Consider the following 12680-nt stretch of genomic DNA (forward strand, 5'->3'; position numbering starts at 1 on the left):
GGGCGCGCGCGAGCGCGCGCGCCACCGCCGAGGCGAGCGCGGGCGAGCTGCCCGCGGCCACGGCGAGGAGTTCCACCGGCGGCAGGTGCTGCAGCTCGTCCGGCAGCACGACGCGGCTGTAGCGCGAGGGCGCCAGCGCCTGCAGCGCGGCGTCGCTGGCGAGCGTGGTGAGCGCGCCCTCGAACGCGAACGCATCCACCGCCGAGGGGTGGCGTTTGGCGAGGGCGGCCGCGGGCACGATGCGGTCGCCGATCACCGCCAGCACGCCCGCGCGCGCGGCCGCCGGGCGGCAGGTGAGCTCGACCGCCTGGTAGAGGTTGAGCGGGCCGTCGGCCGACAGCGCGGTGGCCGGGCGCATCGCCGCGGTCATCACCACCGGCTTGGTGGTGGCGACGGTGATGTTGAGGAAACAGGCCGTCTCTTCCAGCGTGTCGGTGCCATGGGTGATGACGACGCCGTCGACCGCGGGGTCGTCCATCAGCCGCTGCACCCGGCGCGACAGCACCAGCCAGTGCTGCGGTGTCATGTCCTTGCTGTCGACGCTGAAGACCTGGGTGGCGTCGATGCGGGCGAGCTCGGCCAGCTGGGGCACGGCGGCGAGCAGGGCCTCGGGGCCGAGCTGGCCGGCGGTGTAGTCGCGGGTGTCGGTGGCCGAGCCGGCCGTGCCGGCGATGGTGCCGCCGGTGGCGAGGAGCGCGATGCGCGGCTTGCGCAGGATCTGGAGGGCGGTGGACTGCGGGATCATGTGGGCGGGGGATTCGTCAGGGGGCGGTCAGGCGTTGCCGGTGTCGCGCAGGGCGATGATGCGCCGCTCGCGTTCCTGTTCGACCAGGCGGAGCGCGGCGTCGGGCGGGATGCCCAGGGTCTCCAGCACCCAGCCGGTGAGCTTGAGGCTGGACTCCAGGGTTTCGGGCACCACCACCGAGGCGCCGGCCTCGCGCAGCAGCAGCGCGTGCTTCTCGTCGCGTGCGCGGGCGATGATGCGCATCATCGGCACCATGCGGCGGATGCCATGCACCGCGTGGATCGCGGCGGCGGTGTGGTCCATGGTCAGCACCACCGCGCGCGCCTGGTCGAGGCGCAGCTTGCGCAGCAGCTCCGGGCGGCTGGCGTCGCCGAACACCAGCGGCACGCCGGCCTTGCGCTGGTGGGCGATGAGCTGGGCGTTGTTCTCGATGGCGACGTAGCTCACCCCTTGCTCTTCCAGCATCTGCCCGACGAGCTGGCCGACGCGGCCGTAGCCGGCGATGATCACGTGGCCGCCGAGCTCGCCGAGTTCGGCGTCGTCTTCTGCGGCTGGCGGCGCGATGCGGCGGTCGATGTGGTCGCCCAGGCTCTGCCCGAGGCGAGCGACCACGGGCGCGGCGAGCATCGACACACCGACCACGATCAGCATGAACTGGCCGACCTGGCGTTCGAGCAGGCCGAGCGCGAGCGCCATGCCGATCACGATGAAGGCGAATTCGCCGCCCTGGCCGAGCAGCAGGCCGCCCTCCGCCGAGCGCCCCCACGACAGCCCGAAGACCCGCAGCAGCACGAACACGATCAGCGCCTTCATCGCCAGCAGGCCGACGACCGAGAGCGGGATCCACAGCGGCTCGGCGAGCAGCGCGCGCAGATCGATGCCCATGCCCACCGACATGAAGAACAGGCCCATCAGCAGGCCCTTGAAGGGCTCGATGGTGATCTCGACCTCGTGGCGGAACTCGGTCTCGGCGATGATCAGGCCGGCGAGCAGGGCGCCGAGCGCCATCGACAGGCCGGCCACCCAGGTCAGCGCGGCCACGCCCAGGGTGGTGAGCAGGGTGAGGGCGGTGAAGGTGTCGGGCTGCTTGTCGACCGCGATCTGGTGGAAGAGCGGACGCACCACGCGACGGCCGACGAGGTAGATGCCCACCACGGTGAGCACGCCCTTGAGCATCGCGAGGCCGAGCAGGCTGGCGAAGCTGCCTTCGCCGGAGGAGGCGCCGAGGATGCTGATCAGCACCAGCAGCGGCACCACCGCGAGGTCCTGGAACAGCAGGATGGCGAACGAGGCCTGGCCGAGCGGCGTGCCGAGCTCGTGGCGCTGGATCAGCAGCTGCATGACGATCGCGGTGGACGAGAAGGCCAGCACCACGCCGAGGATCACCGCCGCCTCGATGCCGTTGCCGAACCACAGCGCGAGCCCGCCGACGGCCGCCGCCGACAGCGCGACCTGCAGGCCGCCGAGCCCGAACACCAGCCGGCGCATCGACCACAGGCGCTCGACCGACATCTCGAGGCCGATCATGAACATCAGGAAGATCACCCCGAGCTCGGCGAGGAATTCCACCTGGTCGGGGCGCGCGAAGGTGAACCACGACAGCGGCGGCCAGGCCTGCGCGAGTGAGGCGAGGCCGTAGGGGCCGAGCAGCACCCCGACCGACAGGAAACCGAGCACGGGGTTGATCCTGAGGCGCGACAGCAGCGGCATCAGCACGCCGCTCAGCGCGAGGAAGAGGATGATTTCCTTGAGGAAGGGAAAGCTGTCGTGGGAATCCATGCGGGCCTTGTGCGAGGACTATCCCAACAGTCTACGCCACGCCGCCCGCGGGCGCGGCGAAAGACTTGGCATCCGGGCCTTCATCCCGGGGGCCGGCCGCCACGCCGTCTGCCGCTTCCTCCTGCTGCTGCAGCAGCCACATCTGCGCGTAGGCGCCGCCCTGCGCCAGCAGCGGCGCGTGGTGGCCGCGCTCGACGATGCGGCCCTTGTCGAGCACGATGATCTCGTCCGCGTTCATGATCGTGGACAGCCGGTGCGCGATCACCAGCGCGGTGCGGCCTTCCGCGGCCAGCTCGATCTGCGCCTGGATGGCCTTCTCGGTCCGCGAGTCGAGCGCCGAGGTGGCCTCGTCGAAGATCAGGATGGCGGGGTTCTTCAGCAGCGCGCGTGCGATCGCGACGCGCTGCTTCTCGCCACCCGAGAGCTTGAGCCCGCGCTCGCCGACGCGGGTCTCGTAGCCCTCGGGCAACTGGCGGATGAAGTCCTCCAGTTGCGCGGCGCGCGCGGCGGCCTCGACCTCCTCGCGGCTGGCGCCGGGGCGGCCGTAGTGGATGTTGTAGTACAGCGTGTCGTTGAACAGCACCGTGTCCTGCGGGACGATGCCGATCGCCGCGCGCAGGCTGTCCTGGGTGAGGCTGCGCAGGTCGTGGCCGTTGATGCGCAGCGCGCCGCCCTGCACGTCGTAGAAGCGATACAGCAGGCGGGCGAGCGTCGACTTGCCCGAGCCGGAGTGGCCGACCACCGCCACCGTGCTGCCGGCCGGGATGTCGAAATCGACGTCGAAGAGGATCGGCCGCTTGGCGTCGTAGGCGAAGCTCACGTTCTCGAAGCGCACGCTCGCCGGCCCTGCGGGCAGTGCGCGGGCGTCGGGCGCGTCGGCGATCTCGCGCTGGGTGTGCATGAGGCCGAACATGCGCTCGATGTCGGTGAGCGCCTGGCGGATCTCGCGGTAGAGCACGCCGAGGAAGTTGAGTGGGATGTAGAGCTGGATCATGAAGGCGTTGACCAGCACGATGTCGCCGATCGTCATCTCGCCGCTCGCCACCCGGATCGCCGCCTGCCACATCATCGCCGTCACCGCGACCGCGATGATCGCCGCCTGGCCGACGTTGAGCGCCGACAGCGAGTACTGGTTGGTGACCTGCGCCTTGGTCCACTTCTGCAACTGCTCGTCGTAGCGCCGGGCCTCGAACTCCTCGTTGTTGAAGTACTTCACCGTCTCGTAGTTGATCAGGCTGTCGATCGCGCGCGCGTTGGCGGCGGAGTCGAGCTCGTTGGCCTCGCGCCGCAGCGCGGTACGCCAGTTGGTGACCTTGACGGTGAACACGATGTAGATCGTCAGCGCGGAGAGCGTGATGAGCGCGAAGACCGAGTCGTAACTGACCAGCAGGATGCCGATCACCATGCCGATCTCGATCAGCGTGGGCAGGATCGAATACAGCGTGTAGCTGATCAGCGAGCCGATCGAGCGCGTGCCGCGTTCGATGTCGCGCGTGAGTCCGCCGGTCTGGCGCTCGAGGTGGAAGCGCAGCGACAGCGCGTGCAGATGGCGGAACACGCGCAGCGAGATCTCGCGCACCGCCTGCTGGGTCACGCGCGCGAACACCACCTCGCGCAGCTCGGTCAGCAGCGAGGTCGAGAAGCGCAGCGCGCCGTAGGCCAGCAGCAATGCTGCCGGCACGACGATGAAGGCCTGCTGGGGGGTGATCGTGAGGCCGTCGATCAGGTGCTTGAAGATGATCGGCACCGACACGTTGGCGCCCTTGGCGGCCACCAGGCAGGCGAGCGCGAAGATCACCCGGCCCTTGTAGGCCCAGATGAAGGGGAACAGGCTCTTCAGCGTCTGCCAGTCGTGGCGATCGCCGGTGGCGGGAGCGGGCAGGGTGGAAGCGGGGGCGCGTCTCATGGGATTTCCGTCGATGGAGCAGTCAGGCTGGAGCGTCGGGGCGAAGACGCTGCGCGAGGCCGGGGCGGTTCGGGCGGGCTGTGCGCTTGTGTGGCGCGCTGACGCGCGGTGGAAGGCTTGCTGGCGGCCGAGGCGGTCCGCGGCGCGTGCGTTCGCGAAGCCCGGATTCTGTTGGTGCTGCACGATGGCGTCAAATTGCTCACGGCGCCGGCAAAAAACGCATGCGGGCGCTTGACTTCCGGCGCGGACTTTGTAGGATTCAAACAAACGTTCGAATTAGTTATTTCGATGCGTTCATTTGTCGGGCCCTGGACTCCCTTGAGCAGAGCAGGCCGGACGGCGTTGGGGCGTACGTGTTTTTCCGGACGAGACAGCTCGCACCCGGGACCGCATGCTTGACCCAGCGGCAGCCAGAACACGCTGCGCCCAAAGAAGGCGCGCCCCGCGGATTTTCCGCACCCATAAGAATGCCCGCGTCGCCCCGGCGGGCGCATCGCTCTCGAGGAGGAGTCAAATGAGTCGGAGTCACGCCTTAGTTCGTTCGCAGCGCCCGGTCCTGGCGCTGAGCACCCTGGCCGCATCGGTCGCCCTCGCCCTGATGGCCGCGCCCAATGCGCACGCCTTCGAATTCACCAGCGCCAGCGGCGAGGTCACGGGCAGTTTCGATACCACCCTGTCGATCGGTGGGTTATGGCGGATGCAGGACCGCGAGTCGTCGCTGATCAGCATCGCCAACGGCGGCACCTCGCGCGACCCCAACTCAGACGACGGCAACCTCAAGTACGACAAGGGCGACATGGTCTCGCTCGCGTTCAAGGCCACGCACGATCTCGAACTGAACTACCAGAACTTCGGCGCCTTCTTCCGCGGCACCTATTTCTACGACCACGCTTTCATGCACAAGAGCGGCATGACCAATGCCGCGCGCGGCGAGCTGGGGCGCGATGCCGAGCTGCTCGATGCCTATGTGCGTGGTCGCTTCGATGTCGGCGGCCGTGCGCTCAACGTGCGCGCCGGCCGCCAGGTGGTGAGCTGGGGCGAGAGCACCTTCATCCAGAACGGCATCAACATCCTCAACCCGGTCAATGTCAGTCGCCTGCGCGTGCCAGGCTCCGAACTCAAGGAAGGCCTCACGCCGATCGGCATGTTGTGGGCGTCGCAGGAACTCACCGACAACGTCTCCGCCGAGGTGGTGTGGATGGCCGAGTGGGAGAAGACCAAAATCGAGCCTGCGGGGACCTTCTTCAGCACGAATGATTTTGTGTCGGCGGGTGGATCGAATGCATATACGGGCTTTGGGCGGCGCAACGATCAGAACGTCGCGTTGGGCGCGCCCCCGTCCGGACTCTTCCCGGTGGATCCGGCCGGCGCGCTGATCGCGCCCAGGTCGAAGGACCGCGAGCCGGGCAATGGTGGCGAATACGGCTTTGCGTTGCGCGCCTTCCTGCCCGAGTGGAATCACACCGAGATCGGTCTGTATCACGTCAATTACCACAGCCGCACGCCGTTCGTGTCGGGCTATAGAGGTGGAATTACCGCACCCGGGTCGATTGCGCGACCCTTGTCGGGCCCTGAAAGTGGCGCTTTGACGGCGGCCGGATTGACTCCTTACTCTGCTGGGCCTGGTTGCAGTGTCCTTGATATTCCCACCTTTGGTTTTCTGCAAACTCCAGCGAACATTGGGGCACTCGCATCTATCGTGGGTGGCGTCAGTGCGGCCACGGCGCTCTCCGCATTGAACGCGACGAACGCCGCTTGCTTGACTGCCGCGCTGTCTGGTGGTGCAGGGTCGTATTTCGTTGAGTATCCGAAGGACATCAAGCTGTTTGGCTTGAGCTTCAACACCGAAGGCCCGGCCGGGATCGCCCTGCAAGGCGAATACTCATATCGCCGCAATCAGCCGGTACAGCTGCCCTCGGCGGAACTGCTCGGTGCGGCGCTCGGGATCCCGAATCAGATCACTGGCACCACTCCAGCGGAGCTCAGCACCGTCAAATACGGCGACGAGATCACTGGCTACCGCCGGGTGAAGATGCACCAAGTGCAGATGACCGGCACGAAGGCCTTCACCCAGGTGCTGGGTGCTGAGCAGATGGTGCTGATTGGAGAGCTTGGCTACACCCGTCTGCAACTGCCGAGCGGGGTGAAGTTCGCAGCAGCGGGTTGTCATCTGCCGCAGCCGGGCTCATCGACCGGCGCCTCCTTTGGTTCGGCGGATTCGAACTGCTTCATGAGCGAGAACTCCTGGGGCTATCGCCTGCTGGCGCGCTTCGATTATCCGAACGCCTTTGCCGGGGTGAACGTATCCCCGCGCATCGCTTTCTCTCATGACGTAAGTGGTCGCAGCCCGACCTTCAACGAAGGCGCCAAGGCGGTCACGCTGGGGCTGGGCTTCAATTACCGGCAGAACTGGCAGGCCGACATCGCCTACAGCAGCTTCTTCGGCGGCAAGAAGGTCAGCGGCACGGATCCGGTGGCCAATACCGCCGGTCAGCCCCAGACCTACGCCAGCCACACCAACCCCCTCTACGACCGCGACTTCCTCTCGGTCAGCGTCAGCTATTCGTTCTGAGCACCACACCGGATCTGGAGACAAACGACATGCGCAAGACACTCACGATTCTCGGCGCGGCGCTCGCGGTGGCGCTGTCCGCGCCGGCCATGGCCGATGCGTCGCGGCTGGGCAAGGACCTGACGCCGATGGGCGCGGAGCAGGCGGGCAACGCGGCGGGCACCATCCCCGCCTGGGACGGCGGCCTCAAGGCCGCGCCGGCCGGACATGCAGCGGGCAGCCACTACGCCGATCCCTTCGCCGCCGACAAGCCGCTGTTCACCATCGACGCCGCCAACCACGCCCAGCACGCCGACAAGCTCACGCCGGGCCAGGTCGAGATGCTCAAGACCTACGCCACGTGGAAGATGAACGTCTACCCGACGCGGCGCAGCGCGGCCTTCCCTCAGGGGCACTACGACCAGACCGTCGCCAACGCCAGCCGCGCCAAGCTGGTCGATAGCGGGCGCACGATCGAGGGCACGACCGGCGGCATTCCCTTCCCGGTGCCGCAGAACGGCGCCGAGGCGATCTGGAACCACCTCGCGCGCTACCGCGGCGAGGCCTACGCGATGAACTGGAGCCAGGCCGCGGTGACGCGCCAGGGCACCTACACGCCGGTGCGCTTCGAGTACCAGTACGACTTCCACTACGGCAGCCTGAGCAAGTCGCCGGAGCAGATCGAGCAGGGCAAGTTGTTCAACTTCCTGCAGACGGTGACGGCGCCCGCGCGCCTGGCGGGGCAGATCCTGCTGGTGCATGAGTTCCTCGACCGTCGCCAGGCGTGGACCTACAACCCCGGCCAGCGCCGCGTGCGCCTGGCGCCCAATGTCGCCTACGACAACCCGGGCACCGCGGCCGACGGCCTGCGCACCAACGACGACTTCGACATGTACAACGGCGCCATCGACCGTTACGACTGGAAGCTGGTGGGCAAGAAGGAGATCTACGTCCCCTACAACGCCTACAAGCTGGTCGGCAACACGGTGAAGATGGCCGACGTGCTGCAGGCGGGCCACATGAACCCCGAGCTCACGCGCTACGAGCTGCACCGCGTGTGGGTGGTGGATGCCACGCTCAAGGACGGCACCAGCCACAGCTACAAGCGCCGCACCTTCTACCTGGACGAGGACTCGTGGTCGATCCTGGTGATCGACAAGTACGACGCCCGCGACCAGCTGTGGCGCGTGTCGGAGCTGCACTCGATCAACTGGTACGACATCCCGATGCTGTACCCGAGCCTGGAGGTCCACCACGACCTGCAGTCGGGCCGCTACATCGCGATGGGCCTGCGCAACGACGAAGCGCGTGTCTATCAGACCATCGAGGCGCGTCCGGCCGACTTCACGCCTGCAGGCCTGCGCGGCGTCGGGACGCGCTGACCCGTCTGGCCCGGCGCTGTGGTGCCGGGCCTGAAACGAAGCGGGGCGGGGGCGTCGGCCCCCGCATCCGCATCCAGAAAGACCTTCCGTCCCTCCTGCCCGGCCCTGCGTTCCGGAGCCGAGCTGCATGCGAGCCTTTCCTCATGAATCGAGTCATCGGCGTCCTGTTCGTCGTCTTCGTGCTGGCCGCGATGGCGTATTCGTCCTCCGAGCGCAGCGTGCCGCCCATGCCGCCGACGCGGACGCTGATCGGCCACCTGCAGATGCTCGACGTGGCCGAGAGCGCCGCCGGCCGCCTGGTGGCGGTGGGCGAGCGCGGAGGCGTCTTCGTTTCCGATGACCGGGGTACGAACTGGCGTGCCGCGGTGTCGCCGAACACCGCAACGCTGACCACGGTGCGCTTCATCGATGCTCAGCGCGTGCTGGCGGTCGGCCACGACGCGGTGATCCTGCGCAGCGAGGACGGCGGCGAGAACTGGCAGCGGGTGCAGTCCGAGCCCGAGGCGGAGGAGCCCCTGCTCGGCCTGTGGGTGGATGCGTCCGGCAAGGGCTTCGCGGTCGGCGCCTATGGGCGCTTCCTCGCCACCGCAGATGGCGGCTCGAACTGGGCGGCGCGCGAGCTCGAGGCGAACGAGGAGGCCCTGCATCTCAACGCCGTGCTGGGCCTCGGCGGCGAGCGTTTCCTGATCGCAGGCGAGGCCGGCACCCTGCTGCGCTCGGACGACGGGGGCGAGACCTGGCAGGCGCTGGAGTCGCCGTATGCCGGTTCCTTCTTCAACGCGCTCGCACTGTCCGACGGCAGCGCGCTGGTGTTCGGCATGCGCGGCAACGTGTTCCGCAGCGAAGACGGCGGCGACAGCTGGACCGAGATCGACACCGGCGTGCAGTCCTCGCTGTTCGGCGGTCGCGTGCTCGCCGACGGGCGGCTGGTGCTGGTGGGGCAGAGTGGCGTGGTGCTGGTGAGCGCGGATCAGGGCCGCAGCTTTGCGCGCTTCGATGGGCCGGACCGGCTGGTGCGCGCGGCGGTGGCGGAGATCGGCGGCGGCGAGATCCTGCTGGTGGGCGAGGAGGGTGTCGAGCGCATGGCCCTGCCGTCGGCGACCGGGGAGAAATCCTGATGTTGAAGCGCTTCGTCGAATTTCTTGGCCTCTTGCTGTTCAAGCGGCGCACGTTCTTCCTCGGCCTGTTCGTGGTGATGACCGTGCTGCTGGGCGCGTCGGCGAGCCGGCTGCAGGTCGATGCCGGGTTCGAGAAGATGATCCCGCTCGAACACGAGTACATGAAGACCTTCATGGCCTACCGCAACACCTTCGGCGGGGCCAACCGCGTGCTGGTGGCGCTGCGCCAGCACGAGGGCGACATCTACAACGCCGGGTTCATGCAGAAGCTGAAGGCCGCCACCGACGAGATCTTCTTCATCCCCGGGGTGGATCGCGCCACCGTCACCTCGCTGTTCACGCCCAACGTGCGCTTCATCGAGGTGGTGGAAGCCGGCTTCGCGGGTGGCAACGTGATCCCGGCCGACTTCGAGGGCAGCGCGGAGGACCTCGAGACCGTGCGCCAGAACGTGCTCAAGTCCGGCCGCGTCGGCCGCCTGGTGTCGAACGACCACCGCGCGGCGATGATCAGCGCCGAACTGCTCGAGATCGACCCCAACACCGGTGCCCGCCTGGATTACCTGTCGGTGGCGAAGCAGCTCGAGGAGCTGCGCGCGCGCCATGCTGGCGAAGGCCTGGACGTGCATATCATCGGCTTCGCGAAGGCGGTCGGCGACATCACCGACGGCGCGCGCGGCGTGCTGGTGTTCTTCCTGGTGGCGTTCGGGATCACCGCGGTGCTGCTGTTCCTGTATTCCGGCTCGGTCAAGCTCGCCGCGCTCACCCTGGTGTGCGCGATGGTGCCGGTGGTGTGGCTGATGGGGCTGCTGCCGCTGATCGGCTTCGGTATCGACCCGATGTCCATCCTTGTGCCCTTCCTGATCTTCGCCATCGGTGTGAGCCATGCGGTGCAGATGACCCACGCCTGGCGGCTGGAGATCATGGAAGGCGCTGGTCCGCTCACCGCCGCGCACAACGCCTTCCTGCGCCTGATCCTGCCCGGGTCGATGGCGCTGACCACGACCGTGGTCGGCTTCCTGGTGATCATGCGCATCGAGATCGACATGGTGCGCGAGCTCGCGCTCACCGCCGGCCTAGGCGTCGGCCTGATCCTGATCACCAACATGCTGCTGTTGCCTGTGCTGCTGTCGTGGACCCGGCTGGATGCGACCGCAATGCGGCGCACGATGACGGCGGAGACCAAGGATCACTGGCTCTGGAAGCGCCTGCGCACGCTGGCTGAGCCCAGGAGGGCCACCGTGGTGCTGTTGATCACCGCGGTGCTGCTTGCTGCGGCCACCTGGAAGTCGCGCGACCTGCGCACCGGCGACCTCGGCCACGGCATCCCCGAGCTGCACGAGGATTCGCGCTACAACCAGGATGCGGCGGCGATCGTGAACTCCTTCTCCATCGGCGTCGATGTGCTGTCGGTGATCGTGCAGACCACGGGCGTGGATGGGGCGTGCACGAACTTCGAGATCATGGACACCATCGACCGCTTCGAGGCCACGATGCGCGGCGTCCATGGGGTGCAGAGCGTGGTCGGCCTGCCCGGCGTGGCGAAGACGATCAACGCCGGCTGGAACGAGGGCAACCCGGCCTGGCGCGTGCTGTCGCGCAATCCGACCGTGCTCGCGCAATCGGTGACGCCGGTCGATACCAGCACCGGCCTGCTCAACACCGACTGCAGCGCGATGCAGGTGCTGATCTTCACCCGCGACCACGAGGGGCCGACGATCGCCCACATCATCGAGGAGGTGAAGGCCTTCCGCGCCGCCAACCGCAGCGATCAGGTCGATTTCCTGCTGGCCTCGGGCAACGTCGGCGTCATGGCGGCGACCAACGAGGCGGTGGATGCGGCTTCGACCGCCATCCTGGTGCTGGTGTTCGGTGCGATCAGCCTGCTGTTCTTCCTTGAGTTCCGGTCGTGGCGGGCGACGCTGTGCATCATCCTGCCGCTGATGATCGCGGCAGTGTTCTGCAACGCGCTGATGGCGCTGCTGGGCATCGGCCTCAAGGTGTCGACGCTGCCGGTGGTGGCGATCGCGGTCGGCATCGGCGTCGATTACGGCATCTATTTCTACGAACGCATGGCGCACCGCTTCGAGCGCGGCGACAGCCTGCCCGACGCCTTCTACCAGGCGCTGAGCCAGCGCGGCACTGCGGTGATGTTCACCGCGACCACGATGGCGGTCGGCGTGGGCACGTGGATCTTCTCGGCGCTCAAGTTCCAGGCCGACATGGGGCTGGTGATGGCGCTGATGTTCGTCATCAACATGCTTGGCGCCCTGCTCCTGCTGCCTGCGCTGGCCGCGCTGCTGCTGGGTGACCGACCGGCAGGCGGGCCAAAGGCGGGTTGAGGCCGAGCATGCCGACTGGCCTGGATTTGCGAACGAAAGCGCGAATCCAGGCATAAAAAATATTGACGCAAGCGGCTTTTTCCTTAGAATTAAAACATACGTTTGAATGAACTCGGCTTCATTCAGGAGATCGATCATGAGCAGCGCAAGCGGTCGGGGCGGGCCCGAAACCCGAGGGCGCATCCTTGATGCGGCCGAGGCGCTGTTCGTGGAGCACGGGCTGGAAGCGACCTCGATGCGCATGATCACGGCGACCGCGGGTGTTAACCTGGCGGCGGTGAACTACCACTTCGGCAGCAAGGAAAACCTGATCCAGGAGGTGTTCCGACTCCGGCTGGGCGAGCTCAACCAGCGCCGTCTGGCTGCGCTCGATCGTGTCGAGGACGCTGCGGGCGCGGCTGGGGTGGGGGTCAAGCCGTCGCAGGTTCTCGAGGCCTTCTTCGAGCCCTCGCTGCAGATGGCGACCGACGAGACCCACGGCGGGCGCATCTTCATGCAGCTCCTGGGGCGTACCTACACCGAGCCGAATGCCTTCGTGCGCAAGTTCCTGGCCGCCGAGTACGCCGATACCCTCGAGCGCTTCCTCGACGCCCTGTATGCCTCGCTGCCGGGCGTCCCGCGCGAGGAAATCCTGTGGCGCTTCCATTTCATGATGGGCGCCACCTCGTATGCGATTGCCGGCACCGACGCGCTGCAGCTCTTTGCCGGCAAGTTCGACGATGAGGATCCGGCGCGCCTGATCCCGCGCCTGATGTCCTTCCTGCTCGGTGGGCTGCGTGCGCCCCTCCCCGAGCTCGCGAGCGGGGCGGATGCACCCGCGCACGCCGACGACTGAATTGGGGTCGCCCGTGATAGCGGCC

At 67.5% G+C, this 12680-nt stretch carries 8 protein-coding genes; 5 read left to right on the top strand and 3 right to left on the bottom strand.

Features of this window, described 5'->3' with window-relative positions:
- The 3 genes from C667_RS06980 to C667_RS06990 form a co-directional block, all read right to left on the bottom strand.
- Positions 1-745, bottom strand: a 745-nt coding sequence (locus C667_RS06980; protein WP_004359342.1) for an asparaginase, incomplete at its 3' end; no start/stop codon positions are given.
- A 27-nt stretch (positions 746-772) separates the two neighbouring features.
- A complete protein-coding gene (locus C667_RS06985) occupies positions 773-2524 on the bottom strand; it encodes a cation:proton antiporter domain-containing protein (protein WP_004359344.1) in 1752 nt (583 codons plus the stop codon).
- A gap of 31 nt (positions 2525-2555) precedes the next feature.
- Positions 2556-4430 carry an ABCB family ABC transporter ATP-binding protein/permease gene (locus tag C667_RS06990; protein WP_004359346.1) on the bottom strand — a complete coding sequence of 625 codons (1875 nt, stop codon included), beginning with the start codon at positions 4428-4430 and terminating at the stop codon, positions 2556-2558.
- Between the two features lie 514 nt (positions 4431-4944).
- On the opposite strand from C667_RS06990, the gene C667_RS06995 reads away from it, so the two are divergent.
- From C667_RS06995 to C667_RS07015, 5 genes are all read left to right on the top strand, one after another.
- Positions 4945-7002, top strand: coding sequence for a DUF1302 domain-containing protein (locus C667_RS06995; RefSeq protein WP_004359348.1), 2058 nt, complete (start codon positions 4945-4947; stop codon positions 7000-7002).
- A gap of 29 nt (positions 7003-7031) precedes the next feature.
- Positions 7032-8363, top strand: a complete 1332-nt coding sequence (locus C667_RS07000) for a DUF1329 domain-containing protein (RefSeq protein ID WP_004359350.1) — start codon at positions 7032-7034, stop codon at positions 8361-8363.
- A 143-nt stretch (positions 8364-8506) separates the two neighbouring features.
- Positions 8507-9481 (top strand): WD40/YVTN/BNR-like repeat-containing protein, encoded by a 975-nt coding sequence (locus C667_RS07005; RefSeq protein ID WP_004359352.1) that lies wholly within the window; start codon positions 8507-8509, stop codon positions 9479-9481.
- A complete protein-coding gene (locus C667_RS07010; protein ID WP_004359355.1) occupies positions 9481-11820 on the top strand; it encodes an efflux RND transporter permease subunit in 2340 nt (779 codons plus the stop codon). The genes C667_RS07005 and C667_RS07010 overlap by 1 nt, the downstream gene beginning before the upstream one ends.
- A gap of 136 nt (positions 11821-11956) precedes the next feature.
- Positions 11957-12655, top strand: a complete 699-nt coding sequence (locus C667_RS07015) for a TetR/AcrR family transcriptional regulator (RefSeq protein WP_004359356.1) — start codon at positions 11957-11959, stop codon at positions 12653-12655.
- Positions 12656-12680: the final 25 nt, after the last annotated feature.

It is taken from the genome of Thauera phenylacetica B4P, from assembly GCF_000310225.1.
Classification (GTDB): domain Bacteria; phylum Pseudomonadota; class Gammaproteobacteria; order Burkholderiales; family Rhodocyclaceae; genus Thauera; species Thauera phenylacetica.